Consider the following 19,926-nt stretch of genomic DNA (forward strand, 5'->3'; position numbering starts at 1 on the left):
CCGGTCCAGAGGTCGAGTTCGGCGGCCGTACGGTCCGGGTCGGCCGCGAGGTCCGTCAGCAGCCCGGCCCACGTGCGGAAGGACGTGGTCACGGGGGCCAGTCCGGCCTGCCGGCCGTCACGCGCCGCTTCCCAGGCGGACCGCAGGTCGGGCAGCAGGATCCGCCAGGACACCCCGTCGACGACCAGATGGTGCGCGACCAGCAGCAGCCGGCCGGGACCACGGCCCACGCCCGTGTCGAACCACACCGCCTGCAGCATCACCCCCGCCTCCGGATCGAGGCGCAACCGCGCCGCCTCCGCCTCCGTCGCCATCACCTTCCGCAGACCGTCGCCGTCCAGGGCGGCCGCGTCGACGCGCCGGAAGCACCGCCCCGGGTCGACGGCCCCGGGACCCGGGACGGTGAGACGCCACTCACCGTCCGGGTATTCCGGACGTACGAGGCGTGCACGCAGGACGTCGTGGTGGTCGAGGAGGGTGCCCAGGGCCGTACGGATCGGCGACTCGCCCAGGTCTTCGGGCACGTGCAGCAGCGTCGACTGGTTGTAGCCGTCGAACGCGCCGCCCCCGTCGATCAGCCAGTGCATGATCGGCGTGAGCGGTACGTCTCCGACGGGCTCGTCCTGGGAGCGCACCGAGGCGGTCGTGACAGGGGCGGCGACGGCCGACAGCCGTTCCACCGTCTTGTGCAGGAACACGTCCCGCGGCGTGACGGCCAGCCCGGCCTCGCGGGCACGGCTGACGAGCTGGATCGACATGATGCTGTCCCCGCCGAGGGTGAAGAAGTCGTCGTCGACGCCGACGCGTTCCAGGCCCAGGACCTCGGCGAACAGGCCGGCGAGGATCTCCTCCTGCGGTGTGCGGGGCCCGCGCCCGGAGATCAGGGCGGCGTAGTCCGGCACCGGCAGGGCGGGACGGTCCAGCTTGCCGTTCGGGTTCAACGGCAACGCATCCAGCATCACGAACGCCGCCGGCACCAGATAGTCCGGCAGCACCCCCCGCGCGTACTCCCGCAGCACCTCCGCCAGACCGGCTGCGCCCCCGGTCTCGGGCACCACATAGGCGACCAGGCGCCGGTCCCCCGGCCGGTCCTCCCGCACCACCACCGCGACCCGGGCCACGGCCTCATGCCCGGCCAGCACCCCTTCCACCTCACCGGGCTCGATCCGGAACCCCCGGATCTTCACCTGCTCATCCACCCGGCCCAGGAACTCGATCTGCCCGTCCCCACGCCACCGGCCACGATCCCCCGTGCGATACATCCGCTCACCCGCCGCACCGAACGGATCCGCCACAAACCGGCCCGCCGTCAAACCCGGACGCCCCAGATACCCCCGCGCCACACCCACACCGGCCACATACAACTCACCCGCAACACCCGGCGGCACCAGCCGCAACGCAGCATCAAGGATGTACACCCGCGTGTTGAAGAACGGACGCCCGATCGGCGGCAACCCCTCCTCCGGATCCGCCGGCCCACTGGTCACACAGGCCACCGTCACCTCGGTCGGCCCATACCCGTTCAGCAACCGCCGGCCCGGAGCCCACCGCCGCAGCACATCCACCGTGCACGCCTCACCACCGGCAACCACCGTGGCGAAATCCGGGAAATCCACCACCTCCACCGTCCCCAGCACCGACGGCGGAATCACCGCATGAGAAACCCGACCCTCACGCAAAACCCCCGCCAACACCTCACCCACCAACGGCCCCCGATCAGGAACAACCAACGTCCCCAACGCCCCGAAAGCCGCACACATCTCAATCACCACCGGGTCATAACTCGGCGACGAGAACTGCAACACCCGCGAATCCGGACCCGTCCCCCACCGGTCCACCGCCGACGCCACCAAATTCCCCAGACCCGCGTGCGAAACCACCACACCCTTCGGCCGCCCCGTCGACCCCGACGTGTAAATCACATACGCCGGAGACCCCAACGACAGAACAGAAAGCCGCTCACCATCAGAGACATCCCGCTCCGACATCCGCGAAAGCGCCGACACCGTCTCGGGCACGTCAAGCGTCAGTGCGTCGACACCTTCGGGCACGACATCCGCGTACTCCGTGGTCGTGACCGCGCACACCGGCCGCGCGTCACCGAACATGAACGCCACCCGCTCACGCGGATACTCCGGATCCACCGGCACATACGCACCACCGGCCTTCAACACCGCCAGCATCCCGACCACGAACTCCACCGACCGCGGCAACACCAGAGCCACCACCGACTCCGGCCCCACCCCACGACCCACCAACAACCGCGCCAGCCGATTCGCCCGCGCGTTCAACTCCGCATACGACAACTCGATGTCACCGCAGACCACCGCCACCGAATCCGGCGCCCAAGCCACCCGCTCCTCGAACAACTCCGGAAACGTCAGCCCCTCCACCACCGCAGCCGAGTCGTTCCACCGCTCCAACACCAACGACCGCTCAGCCGCAGTGACGATGTCGAGATTCAGCAGAGCCCGATCCGGGTCGGTAACCACCGTGCGGAGAAGGGATTCCAGGCGGTGGAGGAGCAGTTCGGCATCGTCGGGCTCGAAAAGGTCGAGGCTGTATTCGACCAGTCCGACAAGGCCGGCGGGCTCCTGATCCAGGGAGTGCCGCTCCCGGAAATTGAAGGCGAGGTCGAACTTCGCCACGCCGAGTTCCACGGGAAGCACGTCCGCGTCGGTGCCGGTGAGGCTGAGGCCGTCGAGGGTGTCGTTCTGGAGGGTGAGGGCGATCTGGAAGAGGGGGTGGCGGGCCAGGGAGCGCTCGGGGTTGAGCTCGTCCACCAGCCGCTCGAACGGCAGGTCCTGGTGCGCGTAGGCGGCCAGGTCCGTCTCCCGCACCCGCTCCAGCAGCTCCCGGAACGTGGGATTGCCGGACGTGTCGGTCCGCAGCACCAGCGTGTTCACGAAGAACCCGACCAGATCGTCCAGCGCCGGATCCGTCCGCCCCGCCACCGGAGCACCCAGCGGGACGTCCGTGCCCGCACCCAGCCGCGTCAGCAGAGCGGCCAGCGCCGCCTGCACCACCATGAACACCGACACACCACTACTGCGAGCCAGCTCCACCACCCCGGCATGCAACTCCGCGTCCCACCGCGCGACCACCCGGCCACCTCGATGGGAAGGAACCGCGGGACGCGGGCGGCTCACCGGCAGCACCAGCTCCACCGGCAGATCCGCCAGCGCCTGACGCCAGTACGCCAACTGACGCCCGCCCAGACTCTCCGCGTCGGCGTCGTCACCGAGCAGCCCACGCTGCCACAACGCGTAATCCGCGTACTGGACCGGCAGCTCCACACCCCACGCCGGTGCCTCACCGCTCACACGCGCCGCATACGCATGGGACAGGTCCCGCGCCAGCGGCCCCATCGACCAACCGTCGGCCGCGATGTGATGCGCCACCAGCAACAGCACACACGACCCGTCACTCACCGCGAAGAGATGCGCCCTCACCGGGACCTCATGGGCAAGGTCGAAGCCCTGGGCAGCTGCACCCGCCAGCTCATCGGTGAGCTTCTGCGCGTCGACGGCCTGCTCGAAGAAGGGCACCTGTGCCTGGTCGGCGGGCAGCACCCGCTGCCAGGCGACGCCGCCCTCCTCGGGGAACACCGTCCGTAGCGACTCGTGCCGCGCGACCACGTCCGCCAGCGCCTGCCGCAAGGCCCCCCGGTCCAACTCACCCATCATCCGCACCGCGAACGGCACGTTGTACAGACCCGAATCCGGCTCCAGACGGTCGATGAACCACAGCCGCTGCTGCGCGTACGACAGCGGCACCCGCTCCCCACGCTCAGCCACCGCACGCAAGGGCTCCCGCGCCACGTCGTTCTCACCGGCCAGGAGGACGGACAGGTGCTGGGCGAGCCGTTCGACGGTCGGTGCCTCGAACACGGCGCGGACACCGAGGTCGGTACCGAACAGCGCACCGACCCGCGCGGCGAGTCGGGTCGCCGTCAGCGAGTGACCGCCCAGGGTGAAGAAGTCGTCGTCGACACCGACCCGCTCCAGGCCGAGGACCTCGGCGAACAGACCGGCGAGGATCTCCTCCTGCGCGGTACGCGGCCCGCGCCCCGACACCTGGGACGCGTAGTCCGGCACCGGCAGGGCGGGACGGTCCAGCTTGCCGTTCACGTTCAGCGGCAGCGCGTCCAGCACCACCACCGCGGCCGGAACCATGTAATCGGGCAGCACCCGCGCCGCATGCTCCTGGAGCTCCTGCTCCAGCCCGTCACCGTGCCGGCCGCCCGGCACGACATAGGCGACCAGGCGCCGGTCCCCGGGCCGGTCCTCCCGCACCACCACCGCGACCCGGGCCACAGCCTCGTGCCCGGCCAGCACCCCCTCCACCTCACCCGGCTCGATCCGGAACCCCCGGATCTTCACCTGCCCATCCACCCGGCCCAGGAAGTCCAGCTCACCGTCCGCACGCCACCGGCCACGGTCACCCGTCCGATACATGCGCTCACCAGCCGCACCGAACGGATCCGCCACGAACCGGCCCGCCGTCAACCCCGCCCGGCCCAGATACCCACGCGCCAGACCAGGACCCGCGACATAGATCTCCCCCGCGACACCCGGCGGCACCGGCCGCAGCGCGGCATCGAGGACATACACGCGCGCGTTGACCATCGGACGGCCCACCGACGGATGCACCTCACCCGTCATCGGCCCGCCCACCGTGCACGCGGCCGTCACCTCCGTCGCCCCGTACACATGCAGCAGACGCCGGCCCCGCGCCCACCGCCCGATCACCTCCGGCGGACAACTGTCACCCGCCACCGTCATCACCAGCCCCGACGGAAACTCCTCCACCGGCAACGACGGCAACAACGCCGGCGGCAACGTCACATGCGACACCCCGCTGTCCCTCACCAGCCGCGCCAGCTCACCACCCGCCGCGAACCCCTCACCACCAGCAGGAACCAGCACCAGACGCCCACCGGTCAGCAACGCCATACAGACGTCCCACACCGACGCGTCGAACCCCGGCGAAGCGAACTGCAACACCCCACACCCCGGCCCCGCCCCGAACACCCCACCGAACGTGGCCACCAGACTCGCCACACCGGAATGCGAAACCACCACACCCTTCGGCCGCCCCGTCGACCCCGACGTGTAAATCACATACGCCGGAGACCCCAACGACAGAACAGAAAGCCGCTCACCATCGGAAACGTCAGAAGGAGAACACCGGTCCCCTGCTGATGCCGTCTCCGGAGAATCCAGCCTCAAGGCATTCACGCCATCCGGCACGACATCCGCGTACTCCGTGGTCGTGACCGCGCACACCGGCCGGGCGTCACCGAACATGAACGCGACCCGCTCACGCGGATACTCCGGATCCACCGGCACATACGCACCACCGGCCTTCAACACCGCCAGCATCCCGACCACGAAATCCACCGACCGCGGCAACACCAGAGCCACCACCGACTCCGGCCCCACCCCACGACCCACCAACACCCGCGCCAGCCGATTCGCCCGCGCATTCAACTCCGCATACGACAACTCGATGTCACCGCAGACCACCGCCACCGACTCCGGCGCCCGAGCCACCCGCTCCTCGAACAACTCCGGAAACGTCAGCCCCTCCACCACCGCAGCCGAGTCGTTCCACCGCTCCAACACCAACGACCGCTCAGCCGCAGTGACGACGTCCAGCCGGCCCACCACAGCCTCCGGATCGGCCGCGAAAGCCTCCAACAACCCCCGCAACCGGGCGACCAGCCCCTCCACCTCGGCCCGCGAGAACACATCCGGCCGGTAATCCACCCGCAACCGCAGCGCACCACCCGACCCCACCACCAGACCCAACGGATAATGCGTCGCATCACGGCCGGAGAAGCCGGTCACGCGTGTGGAGCCCGCGGACATGCGGAAGGCTTCCGGGTCGTGCGGGTAGTTCTCGAAGACGGTGGCGGTGTCGAAGAGGGTGCCCAGCCCGGCCAGGGCCTGGATGTCGGCCAGCCCCAGGTGCTGGTGCGCCAGCAACGCCGACTGCTCCTCCTGCACCCGCCGCACCAACCCCACCAACGACTCCCCCGGCACCACCCGCACACGCACCGGAAGCGTGTTGATGAACAACCCCACCATCGACTCCACACCCGGAATCTCCGCAGGCCGGCCCGACACCGTCGCACCGAACACCACATCCCACCGGCCCGTCAGACGACCCAGCAGAACACCCCACACCGCCTGCACCACCGAGTTCAGCGTCACCCCAGCCCGACGCGCCCCCGCCTCCACCGCAGACGACACCCCACCCGGCAGATCCACCACCACCGACTCCGGCACCACCACCGAACCCGGCACCCGACCCGCCGCCAACAACGTCGGCTCCTCCAACCCCGCCAACGCACCCCGCCACGCAACCTCCGCCGCCCCACGGTCCTGCCCCCGCAACCACCCCAGGAACTCCCGATACGACACCACCGGCCCCAACACCCGCCCCGCATACAACGCGAAGAGGTCACGGATGACGATCGGCATCGACCAGCCGTCCGCGAGGACGTGGTGGAGGGTCCACACCAGACGGTGCCGTTCGGGACCCATGCGCACCAGCAGGAACCGCATCAGCGGCGGCTCACCCAGGTCGAAACGCCGCAGCCGGTCCTCGTCGAGCAGCCGGGCGTACGCCTGCTCGGCGGCCTCCTCTTCCAGGGACGACAGGTCCGTCTCCTGCCAGCTCGGCTCGGCCGCGTTCCCGCCGCCGGGGACGATCTGGACGGGGCGTCCGGAGAGGGTGGTGCGGAAGCCTGCGCGCAGGTTCGGATGCCGCTGAAGCAGGGCCCGTACGGCGGTCCGGAGGGACGGCGCGTCCACGGGGCCTTCGAGCCGGAAGGCGCACTGGACGGTGTAGGGGTCGATTCCGTCCTCCTCGCCCTGGCTCATGTCGGCGTGGAAGAGCAGGCCCTCCTGCAGCGGTGTCACCGGGAGGATGTCCGCCGGGGTGGGGTTCCCGGACTCCAGGGCGTCGATCTCTTCCTGGGTGAGTGGGACCAGCGGGACGTCCGAGGGGGAGAACCCGCCGGCGCCGGGGGTCCGCACGTGGTCGACCAGGGCGTGCAGGGCCCGCGTGTAGGCGTCGGCGAACTGCCGCACCCCGTCCTCCGGCAGCAGGGCTTCCGGCCAGGTGAAGGTGAGCTCCAGCGTCGGGCCCCCGGCGTCCGCGTCGCCGTCGCGCGTCACCGCCGTGAGCGCGAGGGCGTACGGGAAGGGCCTGTCCGGTGCGTCTCCGGCGAGCAGCACCGCGGCGTCGCCCGGCACCGTCCAGTCGGCGTCCCCTCCTCCGGGGGTGCCGAACCGGCCGAGGTAGTTGAACGCGACGCGCGGCCTCGGGAGGGCGGCGAGCAGCGGCGCGGTCTGCGGGTTGAGGTAGCGCAGGGAGCCGTATCCGAGACCATTGTCGCGGCCGGTCCGCGTCCGCAGTGTCTCCTTGACGTGCTTGAGTGCGCGCCCGGCGTCCGGTCCTCCGGACAGCGCGTCGTCCAGGTCGATCGGTCCCGGGGCGAGCCGGACGGGGAAGAGGCTGGTGAACCAGCCCACCGTGCGGGACAGGTCCAGGCCCCCGGCCTCTTCGCGTCCGTGGCCCTCGACCTCGACGAGTACGCCTGAGCCCGGGCCGTCGCCGCTGTCGGCGGTGGGCCACTGCTTGGCCGCGGCCAGCGCGAGGCCGGTGAGCAGGACGTCGTTGATCCGGCCGTGGAAGGCGGCGGGGACCGCCGTCAGCAGGGCGGCGGTCGGCCCCGCGGGGACGGTGACGGTCACGGAGCGGGTCGTCGCCGTCGTGTCCCGGGTGGGGACCGGGGTCAGCGCTGCGGGCAGTGTGTCGGGGCCCTGGAGCACCTCGAGCCAGTTCTCCAGTTCGTCCAGGCGCTGTGCGGAGGACGCTTCCTCGTTGAGGTGCTGGGCCCAGCGGCGGAACGGGGTTCCCACGGGAGGCAGGGTGACCGGCCTGCCGTCGCGGAGCGCTTCCCAGGCGGCCCGCAGGTCGGGCAGCAGGATCCGCCAGGACACCCCGTCGACGACCAGATGGTGCGCCACCAGCAGCAGCCGGCCGGGACCACGGCCCACGCCCGTGTCGAACCACACCGCCTGCAGCATCACCCCCGCCTCCGGATCGAGACGCAGCCGCGCCGCCTCCGCCTCCCGGGCCACGAGGGCGGGCAGGCTGTCCGGGGCGGCGCCGGAGGCGTCCACCCGGTGCAGCAGCGACTCGGCGTCCACGGAGCCGCGGGGTGGGACGTCCAGGGACCAGAGGGCACCGCCGCCGGCCCGCACCAGGCGGGTACGCAGCACGTCATGGTGGTCCAGTGCCGCTTGCAGGACGCGGGCGAGACGCGGGACGTCCGCGTCGGCGGGCGACTGGATCACGGCGGACTGGCTGTATCCGTCGGCGGTCCCGCCGCGTTCCCGGAGCCAGTGGACGATCGGGGTCAGCGGCACGGGACCGGTCGCCTCGGCCTCGGTGTCGCCGGCGGGGCCGCTGTCGGCCGGGCCGGCCACGGCGGCCGCCAGGCGTTCCACCGTCTTGTGCAGGAACACATCACGCGGCGTGACGGCCAGCCCCGCCTCGCGGGCCCGGCTGACGAGCTGGATCGACATGATGCTGTCCCCGCCGAGGACGAAGAAGTCGTCGTCGACACCGACCCGGTCCAGGCCCAGGACCTCGGCGAAGAGCCGACTCAGCTGTTCCTCGCGGGCGTCGCGCGGTGCGGTCGCCGAGGCCAGCGCGGCCATGTCGGGGGCGGGCAGCGCGTCGCGGTCCAGTTTTCCGTTGGGGGTGAGCGGCAGCGCGTCGAGGAGGACGAACGCGGCCGGGACCATGTACTCCGGCAGAACCCCGACGGCGTACTCCCGTAGCGCGGCCACGTACCGCTGTGGGGCGCTGCCCGCCGGTTCGCCGGGGACGACGTAGGCGACGAGCCGCCGGTCGCCCGGGCGGTCCTCGCGCATGAGGACGGCGCTGTGGGCCACGGCGGGGTGTCTGCCGAGCGCGCTGCCTATCTCACCGGGCTCGATACGGAAGCCGCGGATCTTGACCTGGTCGTCGGCTCGACCGACGAACTCCAGTTCGCCGTCGGTCCGCAGGCGGACGACGTCCCCGGTGCGGTACATGCGGGCGCCGGGCGCGCCGAAGGGGTCGGGCACGAAGCGGCCCGCGGTCAGCCCCGGCCGGCCCAGGTAGCCGCGTGCGAGTCCCGCACCGGCGACGTACAGCTCACCGGGGACCCCCGGCGGCAGCAGCCGCAGCCGGTCGTCCAGCACATACGTCCTGAGGTCCGGCAGGGCCTCGCCGATCAGGCTGGAGGTGTGCCGGTCGGCGACGGCACTGTCCAGCACCCGCTGGGTGACATGCACGGTGGTCTCGGTGATCCCGTACATGTTGACCAGGGTCGGAGCGCCGTCCGGGTGGCGCTCGTACCAAGGGCGCAGCCGGCCGAGGTCGAGGGCCTCCCCACCGAAGATCACCAGACGCAGCGCGAGCGCGCCGGAGAGTTCCGGATGTGCGGCGTCCGCCTCGCTGAACCGGTAGAAGCTGGAAGGAGTCTGGTTCAGCACGGTGACGCCTTCACGGACCGCCAGCTCGAGCATGTCATCGGGTGACCGGCTCACCTGGTGGGACACCACGACCAGCCGGCCGCCGTGGAGCAGCGGGCCCCATAGCTCCCAGACGGAGAAGTCGAAGGCGTACGAGTGGAACAGCGTCCACACGTCGGTGTCCGAGAACGCGAAGGACGGTGCGGTGGCGGCGAAGAGGCGCACGACGTTCCGGTGCGGTACGACGACCCCCTTGGGGGCGCCGGTCGAGCCGGACGTGTAGATGACGTACGCCGCATGGCCGGGCGATGCAGGTGCGACGCGGTCGGCGTCGTCCGGGTCGTGGTCCGGGCAGGCGTCGAGCGCGTGCAGCGTGTCGGGCGCGTCGAGCCTCAGCAGCAGTCCGCTGTCGGCCAGTGCGCCGCCGACGGCTGCCTCGGAGGTCGTCAGGACACGGACCGGCTCGGCGTCGCTCAGCATCAGGGCGATGCGGTCCTCCGGGTAGGAGGGGTCGACGGGCAGGTAGGCCGCCCCCGTCTTGAGTACGGCGAGAACCGCGACGACCAGGTCGACGCCGCGGGGAAGGAGCAGGGCGACGAACTGCTCCGGACCCACTCCCTGCTCCATGAGGAGGTGCGCGAGCCGGTTGGCCCGGGCGTTGAGCTCGGCGTACGTCAGAGTGTCGTGGCCGCACACGAGCGCACTGTTCCCGGGGGTACGGGCTGCCTGCTGCTCGAACAGGGCGGTGAGGGTGGCATCGGGGGCCGCGACCTCGTTGCCGGCGAGCATCAGGCGCCGCTCCTCGGGCGACAGGACGTCGACGTCGCCGATGTGTGTCCCGGCATCGGCGGTGACAGTCCGCAGCAGCCGCTCCAGCCGTGCCGCGAACCGTTCGGCGTCCCCCCGGTCGAAGAGGTCCTCGCTGTAGTGGAGGTCGATCCTGCTGTCCTCCAGGTAGATGAGCAGGTCGAACTTGGCCGCGTGGAGGGCGACATCCAACGGATCGACCCGCGCACCCGGGAGTTCGAGCCGGGTGGAGGCGTGGTCCTGGGTGGTGAGGGCGATCTGGAAGAGGGGGTGGCGACCCAGGGAGCGCTCGGGGTTGAGTTCCTCCACCAGCCGCTCGAACGGCAGGTCCTGGTGCGCGTAGGCGGCCAGGTCCGTCTCCCGCACCCGCTCCAGCAGCTCCCGGAACGTCGGATCGCCCGACGTGTCCGTCCGCAGCACCAGCGTGTTCACGAAGAACCCGACCAGATCGTCCAGCGCCGGATCCGTCCGCCCCGCCACCGGAGCACCCAACGGAATGTCCGTCCCCGCACCCAGCCGCGTCAGCAGAGCGGCCAGCGCCGCCTGCACCACCATGAACACCGACACACCACTACTGCGAGCCAGCTCCACCACCCCGGCATGCAACTCCGCGTCCCACCGCGCGACCACCCGGCCACCTCGATGGGAAGGAACCGCCGGACGCGGCCGGCTCACAGGCAGGGCAAGCTCCTCGGGCAGTCCCGCGAGCGTTTCACGCCAGTACGCCAGTTGTCGCCCGCCCAGAGACTCCGCATCGGCGTCGTCACCGAGCAGCGCACGCTGCCACAGCGTGTAATCGGCGTACTGGACCGGCAGCTCCGCACCCCAAAGGGGTGCCTCACCGGCCATCCGCGCCGTGTAGGCGTGAGACAGGTCCCGGGTAAGCGGTCGCATCGACCAGCCGTCGGCCGCGATGTGATGCGCCACCAGCAGCAGCGCACTCGTCCCGTCGTCGACGGTGAACAGGTGCGCCCGCAGGGGAAGTTCGCTCGCCAGGTCGAAGCCCTCGGACGCCGCCCCGGTCAGGGACGCCTCGAGCTCCTCCTCCGCGACATCCCGCTCGACGAGCGGGACCTTCACCCGGTCGGCCGGCCGCACCCGCTGCCACGCGACACCGCGCTCTTCGGGGAACACCGTTCGCAGCGACTCGTGCCGCGCCACCAGATCAGCGAGCGCGGCGCGCAGCGCCTTTCGGTCCAGTTCCCCGGTCAGGCGCACGGCGAGCGGCACGTTGTACAGACCCGAGTCCGGCTCCAGCCGGTCGATGAACCACAGCCGCTGCTGCGCGTACGACAGCGGCACCCGCTCCCCACGCTCCACCACCGCACGCAACGGCTCGCGCACCACCGCGTCCCTACCGCCCGCCATTCGGGAGGTGACGAACCGGGCGAGCAGTTCCACGGTCGGCGCCTCGAACACCGCACGGACACCCGCATCGACCCCGAACAGCGCGCTCATCCGCCCGGCGAGACGGGACGCCGTCAGCGAGTGACCGCCGAGGGTGAAGAAGTCGTCGTCGACGCCGACGCGTTCCAGGCCCAGGACCTCGGCGAACAGGCCCGCGAGGATCTCCTCCTGCGGTGTGCGGGGCCCGCGCCCGGAGACCAGGGCGGCGTAGTCCGGCACCGGCAGGGCGGGACGGTCCAGCTTGCCGTTCGGGTTCAACGGCAACGCATCCAGCATCACGAACGCCGCCGGCACCAGATAGTCCGGCAGCACCCCCCGCGCGTACTCCCGCAACACCCCCGCCAGACCGGCTGCGCCCCCGGTCTCGGGCACCACATAGGCGACCAGACGCCGGTCCCCCGGCCGGTCCTCCCGCACCACCACCGCGACCCGGGCCACGGCCTCATGCCCGGCCAGCACCTCTTCCACCTCACCGGGCTCGATCCGGAACCCCCGGATCTTCACCTGCTCATCCACCCGGCCCAGGAACTCGATCTGCCCGTCCCCACGCCACCGGCCACGATCCCCCGTCCGGTACATCCGCTCACCAGCCGCACCGAACGGATCCGCCACAAACCGGCCCGCCGTCAAACCCGCCCGGCCCAGATACCCCCGCGCCACACCCACACCGGCCACATACAACTCACCCGCAACACCCGGCGGCACCGGCCGCAACGCAGCATCAAGGATGTACACCCGCGTGTTGAAGAACGGACGCCCGATCGGCGGCAACCCCTCCTCCGGATCCGCCGGCCCACTCGTCACACAGGCCACCGTCACCTCGGTCGGCCCATACCCGTTCAGCAACCGCCGGCCCGGAGCCCACCGCCGCAGCACATCCACCGTGCACGCCTCACCACCGGCAACCACCGTGGCGAAATCCGGGAAATCCACCACCTCCACCGTCCCCAGCACCGACGGCGGAATCACCGCATGAGAAACCCGACCCTCACGCAAAACCCCCGCCAACACCTCACCCACCAACGGCCCCCGATCAGGAACAACCAACGTCCCCAACGCCCCGAAAGCCGCACACATCTCAATCACCACCGGGTCATAACTCGGCGACGAGAACTGCAACACCCGCGAATCCGGACCCGTCCCCCACCGGTCCACCGCCGACGCCACCAAATTCCCCAGACCCGCGTGCGAAACCACCACACCCTTCGGCCGCCCCGTCGACCCCGACGTATAAATCACATACGCCGGAGACCCCAACGCAAGCCCACCAACCCGCTCACCATCGGCAACATTCGAGGCAGAGCACCCATCCAGTGCCGCCACAGTCTCCGAAGCGTCCAGGGTCAGAACATCCACGCCATCCGGCACGACATCCGCGTAATCGGTGGTCGTGACCGCGCACACCGGCCGCGCGTCACCGAACATGAACGCCACCCGCTCACACGGATACTCCGGATCCACCGGCACATACGCACCACCGGCCTTCAACACCGCCAGCATCCCGACCACGAACTCCACCGACCGCGGCAACACCAAAGCCACCACCGACTCCGGCCCCACCCCACGACCCACCAACAACCGCGCCAGCCGATTCGCCCGCGCATTCAACTCCCCATACGACAACTCGATGTCACCGCACACCACCGCCACCGACTCCGGCGCCCGAGCCACCCGCTCCTCGAACAACTCCGGAAACGTCAGCCCCTCCACCACCGCAGCCGAGTCGTTCCACCCCTCCAACACCAAAGACCGCTCAGCCTCGGTAACCACATCCAGTCGGCTTACGGGCTGTCCGGGTCCGGCGGCCAGCAGGCGCTGGAGCAGCGCCGCGAAGCGGTCGCGGTGGGCGGTGGTCTCCTGCTGCGTGTAGAGCGCGGGGTTGGTGTCGACGTCGATGCGGACCCCGGAGCCGTCGGAGCGGGCGTACACCGAGAACGCCAGATTCTCGACCGGGCCGTTGGAAACGTTGTGGACCGTCGCCCGGTGACCGTCGAAGCGCAGGTCGTACTCGAAACGCATGATGTTGACGACCGGGCCGTACAGGGCCTGCCGGCCCCTGACGAGGTCGAGGTCGCGGCGGATGTCCTCCACGCGGTAGCGCTGGTGCCGCAGCAGGCCGCGCATGGATCGGGCGACCTGCCCGATGAGTTGCCCCACCGTGGTCCCCGGCCCGAGGGCCACCCGCAGCGGCAGCACGTTGGACACCATGCCGGGGGTGTCGCGTTCGTCGGCGGTGACCCGGGCGGCCACGGGGATGCCGAGCGTGAGGTCGTCAGCTCCGGTGAGCGCCTGGGTGTAGACGGCGGCCGCGGCGACGATCGCGTCGGACCAGCTCAGGCCGGCCCCGGAGACGAGTTCGGTGAACCGGTCGACGTACTCGGGCGGCAGCAAGGTCGTGGCGCGCAGGAAGCCGGAGGAGACGGGCGCGTCGGCACCGGACAGCTGGGCCGGCCGCGGGCAGTCCGCGAGGCGCTCCGTCCAGTACGCGCGGTCGCGGGCGAACCCTTCCGAGGCGCGGTAGTGACGGTCCGCGGCAAGCAGCTCGGCGAGGGTCCCGAAGGGGCTCGGCTGGTCCTCGCCGTCGGTGCGGCCGAGCGCCGTGTAGATCTCGGCGACCCTCCTGGTCAACAGGGCGAAGCCGTATCCGTCGACCAGGACGTGGTGGATCCGCTGGTACCAGAAGTGCCGGTCGGGTGCGAGGCGCAGCAGGGCCTCGCACATGAGGGGATCGCGCGGGTCCCGGCCGGGGGCGTCGTCCGCAGCGGGCGCGTGGGGGCGGTTCAGTTCGGCGTGCATCCAGGCCTGTGCGGCCGCCTCGGGATCCGCTGCGCCGGTGAGGTCGACGAAGGTCACGCCGCACCGGTCGGCGATTTCCCGATCGAGGGTCTGCCGCGGTCCCTCGGCTCCGTCTGTGACCCTGGCGTGCAGGGTGTCGGCCTCGGCCACGGTCCGGCGCACCGCGGTCTCGAAGCGGGTGAGGTCCACGGGGCCGTGGATCTCGACGCACTGGGCTCCGCTGTAGGCGGCGCTCTCCGGAGCGAGCTGCTGGGCGAACCACATACCCGACTGGGCGGCTGACAGGGGGCGGCTGGCGCGCTCAGGCTGCTGCGACATGGTTGTTCCAACTCCGATGAAGATCGCGTTCCGTGAGGTGCGGCGGTGGTCGGGCGGTCAGGGAGAGCGGCAGGCGCCGAGTCGGGGACGACGGGGGCGGGCCGTCACCAGTCGAAGTTGCGCACGTCGTGCATGTCGAGCCCGATCGCGGCCTTGCCGAGGTACTCCAGGCATTCGTCGGGCTTTGCGGGCATCACTCGGCAGTACGCGGCCTCTCGCAGCCGTCGTTCGAGTGGGCGTCCACGGCTGAGCGCTGCGGTGCCGCAGATCCGGACCGCGGCGGAGACGAGATCGGCCAGCAGCTCGCCGACCTTGTACTTGGCCGCGTGCACGGCTTCGGCGGTCTCCACCGTGCCGCGCTGCTCCCCGACGGCCCCGGCCGCGGCGTGTACGAGGGCGCGCACCGCGCGCATCTCCGCGTTCAGCCGGCCGAGTTCGTGGCGTACCACGGGGTCCGTGCTGCGGCGCGGGTCGCGTGCCACGGACTCGATGATCAAGCCGTGGACGGCCGCGGCGAGGCCCAGATAGGCGCCGGTGTAGCCGGAGGTCATCCAGTGGGGTTCCTGGACGAGTTTGAACAGCGACATGCCTTCGACGTTCATCATCAGGCGGGCCCGTCGGACCCGGACGTCGTCGAGCACCATCGACGCGGTGCTGGTGCCGGCCATGGCGTTGCCGGGCCAGACTCCTTCGATGCGGACGCCGGGGTCGTCGCGGGCGACGACGAAGTGGGAGATCTCCCGTTCCGCGTCGTCGTCGGCGTTGCGGGCGGCCACGATGAAGTAGTCGGCGACCCCGGCCAGCGAGACGAAGGACTTGCGCCCGGACAGGACGTACCCGCCGTCGCATCGGCGGTAAGTCGTACTCAGGCGCTGGAGTTTGGCGCCGCTGCCTGCCTCCGAGGTGGCGGAGGCGAACATCCTGCCGTGGTGAACGACCTGGTCGAAGACCCAGGAGCGGAACTCGTGCGCGGCACCGGTCAGGGGACGGTCGCCGCTCTCGCACAGTGAGCCGATCGCGACGTAGTGCATGTTCAGGCCGAGCGCGGTAGGTGTGTCCGCGGCGCCGATCAGTTCGAGGATCAGCGTGTACTCCAGGAAGGACAGACCCTCCCCGCCCGCGCCGCGGGGCACCAGCAGGCGCAGCAGGTCGGCTTCCCGTACGAGCTTGTAGGCCGCCGCGCTGTCGGTCCGGCCCGAGTCGATGTCGGCGGCGAGGTCGGTGACCTGCTCGCCGAGCAGTGCCGCACGCTCTGGTGCCGTCCGGTGTTCCATGCGTTCCCCCTCGGTGTGTCGGCGTCAGTTCTCGACGGGCAGGCCCAGGTCCCGGGCGACCGCGACGCTCAGCAGGTCGTTGGGGCCGGCGTAGGTCAGGGCGGCCATGGGGTCCGCCAGGGATGCCGTGAGGCCGGAATCCTCGACGAACGCGCGCACACCGGCCAGTGCCGTGGCGTGCCGGGTGAGGGCCACGTAGTCCTCGGACACGGAGATCTTGGTGAGTGCCGCCGCCGAGGACAGCCGCCGGACCGACCCGCCCTGGTCCAACCGTGCGGCCATGGCACGCACCATGGTGCGGGAGCGTTCCAGGCGCAGGGCCATGTCGCTGACCCGGGCGGCGACCTGATGGCTGCTGCCCATCGCGCGGCCGAAGTGGTGCCGGGTGCCGGCCCATGCGACGACACGGTCCAGCAGCAGCTGCATGGGGCCGAGGGCGTAGGCGAGCAGCAGGGCCCGCTCCCAGGTCGTTGTGGCGCCGAGCACGGTCAGTCCGGATCCCTCCGCCCCGACCAGGGCGTCGGCGGGTACGGCCGTCCCTGTGAAGGTGAGAGAGCCCATGGGGGCGTCCTTGAGCGCGGTCTTGGTGACGCGCGCGCCTCGGGTGACCGTGTCGTCCGCGAGGTCGACGAGGAAGGCAGACAGCGCGAAGGGGGACCGGCCTTCGCCGGTGCGGGCGAAGACGAGACCCACGTCGGCGACCGGCGCGGCGGTGATGAACGACTTGGTGCCGTGCAGGCGGTAGCTCCCGTCGGGCTGCCGTTCGGCGCGCACCTCGCCGGACAGCGGGTCGCTGCCGCCGCCGGTCTCGGTGGAGGCGTGGCACAGCAGTGCGGTGCCGTCCTCGACGCCGGCCAGCATGGCGTGCTGTGCTTCGGACAGTAAGCGGAACAGCGGGAGTTGGATGCCGCACAGCTGCGATGCGAAGGCGTAGCACAGGCCGGGCTCCGTGCCGGCCAGTCCGATGCCCTCGATCGCGGCGACGGCGTGGCTGACGGGACCGGTGCCCGGGTCCTTGTCACGATCCCGGTGCTGCCGCTCCCGGGGCGTGCGCAGCAGCCCCGAGGAGGCGAGCCGTCGCCAGCGTGCGCGGAAGTCGCCTTCGGGCGCGCCGGTGAGGAGTTCGGCGGCGAGTGATCGGTAGTGGGCGGCTGTGGCGTCCAGCTGCTCTTCCCGGTGAACCGTGTCCATCGGCCAGTCTTCCCGTTCGTCCGTTCCGTCTTCCGTCGTCAGGAAACCTGTGTCCTCAGGGTGGACACGAACTTCCAAAGGTTCTCCGGGGTGCGGAAGTTGGTGGCCACGATCTCCGTCTCGGGGAACTCGAGGTCGAGGGTCTGCTCGATCTCGGAGACGACGCTGAGAACGGCGAGGGAGTCGAGGATGCCGAGGTCGAGGAGGCGGGTGTCGGGTTCGATCGGCACCGACGGCGCGCGTCCGGCGCGGCGGGAACTGGTCGGCGTCACCGCGCGGGTGATGAGCGAGCAGAGGTCTTCTACGGAGTTCATTCGGTTACCTCGGGGTGGGCGGTGACGAGGAGTCTCTTGCGGTCGACTTTTCCGTGCCGGGTCGTCGGGAGGCTGTCGGCCACGACGACCTCGTCGGGGAGCATGAAGCGGGGCAGCCGCTCCGAGAGGGCGGCGACGAGCGTGTCCGCGTCCAGGCCGGCGCTGCCGGTCACATGGGCGATCAGCCTGACGGCGTCGACGGACCCGGTCTGTGCGGCGGCGTCTTCCGGGTCGGTGCGGGCGACGACGCAGGAGGACTCGACACCGGGCAGCTCCGCGAGGGTGCTCTCGATGTCGAGCAGGTCGATGCGGTGACCGGCGCGCTTGATCTGCAGGTCGCGTCGGCCCAGCAGACGGAGCTTGCCGTCGGGCGTGCGCCGGGCCAGGTCGCCGGTCCGGTAGGCACGGCGCGGCCCGTCCGCGAAGCGCAGCTCGGTGGTGGGGTCGTGGACACGGCCGTCCATGAGGTAGCCGCTCATGACGACGGGCCCGGCGACGCAGATCTCGCCCTCGGAGTCGGTGCGCCGGCCGTGTTCGTCGAAGAGATCGACCGTCACGCCGTCGATGGCGGCACCGATCGTCGACGGGTCCGACGCCCGCCAGCCGGACGGGACGCGTTCATAGGTGCAGACGTTGGTCTCCGTCGGACCGTACAGGTTGTAGAAGGAGGTGTGCGGCAGGACCGTGAGGTACTCCTCCAGTACGGCCGGGGGGAACGGCTCACCCGCGTACGCGGCGATGCGCAGCGCTCCCGGGGGTGAGGCGGCGAGGTTCCCCCGGTGCAGCAGCATCTGATACAGCGTCGGCACGGCGTACAGCGCCGTGATCCGTTCGCTGTCGAGCCAGCCGACGACGCTGCGCGGAAAGGCCCGTACCGCTGTGGGCAGCAGGTGGACGGACGCGGCCGCCGCGGCCGTGCTGAAGATGTCGAAGGTGCTGAGGTCGAAGGTGAACGCGGCCTGGGCGCCGATGCGGTCGTCGGGGCCGAGGGCGAACTCGTCCGCGGCCCAGCGGGCGAAGTGCAGCACGTTCTCGTGGCTGAGCAGGACACCCTTGGGCCAGCCGGTGCTGCCCGAGGTGAAGAGCACGTATCCGCCCGACGCCGGTGCGGTGCGGGACTGCTGTTCCGGGGCCGCCGTGGAGGGCGACAGGCAGACCAGGCCGTGGGGAAGTTCCGCGGGCCACCACCCGTCCGGCACGGACTCCCGCGCACCGGTGAGCGTGTCGGGTGCGGCCAGCAGATGGGTCAGTCCGCCGCTGCGCAGGACACGTGCGGTGCGGGCCGGGGGTTCCCCGGCGTCGAGCGGTGCCACCACGGCTCCGGCGCGCAGTGCGCCGTAGATCGCCACGATGGCCTGGTGGCCGCGGTGGAGACGGACACCCACCCGGGTACCGTCCGTCACGCCGTGCTGCCGCAGGGCGTCGGCGGTCTCGGTCACCAGCGCGTCGAGCTGCGCGTAGCCGAGGAGGGTGTCACCGTCCACCACCGCGGTGCGCACCGGGTGGCGACGGGCGGCGTCGGCCAGCAGTCCGTCCAGCCGGCCGGTGCCGCCGCCCCCGGTTCCGGGGGTGTTGCTCATGACCGCCGCTCCTCAGCCCTCGGCCAGGGCACGCTGCTCGAAGTCGTCGCCGTGCCACTTGTCCTCCCAGGGCACCCAGGTGACGATCAGCGTGTCCCGGTGGCCGTAGTCGCCGACCGGCTCGATCTCCGTGACGTTGTGGTACATCTCCCGGTCCGCGAGGAGCGCGCCCTGGCCTGCCGGAACGGTGGCGCGGAAGAAGGGCTCTCCCTCGCCGCCGTGCGGCATGAGGGTCATTTCCGCGCCGGTGATCTGGTGCCGGGAGAACACGGCGATCAGCACGAAGTCACGGCCGTCGGAGTGCGGGCCCTCCGGAACGATCACACCGGAGGTCTCCTGCCGCTTGGCGATGATGCGGAACTGGTGGACGTTGACCTGCCAGTCACGGGCGGTGTCCAGCGGTACGCCCTCGGCGCCGGCGCGGATGTGCGGGGAGAAGTCCGCGAGGATCGGCTCGTAGTGACGCCGGATTCCGCCGGCCACGGGGTTGAACTTGGAGAACGTCACGTAAGGCCGGTGCTCCAGCCTCTCCAGTTCCCAGGACTCTTCCGACCAGTGCATACGGAACTGGGCGAAGCGGCGGTACCGGTTGTCACCCATGTATTCGTCGAACTTGAGGTCGCCGAAACTTTCGCGGACCTCCGGAGTGACTTCCGGGAGATCGATGATGGAGTAACCACGGTCGTTGAGCGGCATGCGC

6 protein-coding genes (1 of these 6 cut by a window edge) are annotated in these 19,926 nt (G+C 70.9%); all 6 read right to left on the reverse strand.

The genetic code is table 11. The annotated features are described in order from the left end of the window. On the reverse strand, positions 1-14,867 hold the 5' portion of the coding sequence (locus tag CNQ36_RS06410; protein WP_121545268.1) for a non-ribosomal peptide synthetase. 892 nt of this gene lie to the left of the window's left edge; only the first 14,867 of its 15,759 coding nucleotides appear in the window; it begins with the start codon at positions 14,865-14,867; its stop codon lies off the left edge, out of view. Between the two features lie 104 nt (positions 14,868-14,971). Beyond that, positions 14,972-16,141, reverse strand: coding sequence for an acyl-CoA dehydrogenase family protein (locus tag CNQ36_RS06415; RefSeq protein WP_121545269.1), 1,170 nt, complete (start codon positions 16,139-16,141; stop codon positions 14,972-14,974). A 24-nt stretch (positions 16,142-16,165) separates the two neighbouring features. Beyond that, positions 16,166-17,332, reverse strand: coding sequence for an acyl-CoA dehydrogenase family protein (locus CNQ36_RS06420; RefSeq protein WP_106429081.1), 1,167 nt, complete (start codon positions 17,330-17,332; stop codon positions 16,166-16,168). 38 nt (positions 17,333-17,370) lie between these two features. Further along, positions 17,371-17,646, reverse strand: coding sequence for an acyl carrier protein (locus CNQ36_RS06425; RefSeq protein WP_040907656.1), 276 nt, complete (start codon positions 17,644-17,646; stop codon positions 17,371-17,373). Then, a complete protein-coding gene (locus tag CNQ36_RS06430; RefSeq protein ID WP_121545270.1) occupies positions 17,643-19,226 on the reverse strand; it encodes an amino acid adenylation domain-containing protein in 1,584 nt (527 codons plus the stop codon). Before CNQ36_RS06430 ends, CNQ36_RS06425 begins: the two co-directional genes overlap by 4 nt. Positions 19,227-19,238: 12 nt before the next feature. After that, positions 19,239-19,922 (reverse strand): 2OG-Fe dioxygenase family protein, encoded by a 684-nt coding sequence (locus CNQ36_RS06435; RefSeq protein WP_121545271.1) that lies wholly within the window; start codon positions 19,920-19,922, stop codon positions 19,239-19,241. Positions 19,923-19,926: the final 4 nt, after the last annotated feature.

This window comes from Streptomyces fungicidicus (assembly GCF_003665435.1).
In the GTDB taxonomy this organism is placed as follows: domain Bacteria; phylum Actinomycetota; class Actinomycetes; order Streptomycetales; family Streptomycetaceae; genus Streptomyces; species Streptomyces fungicidicus.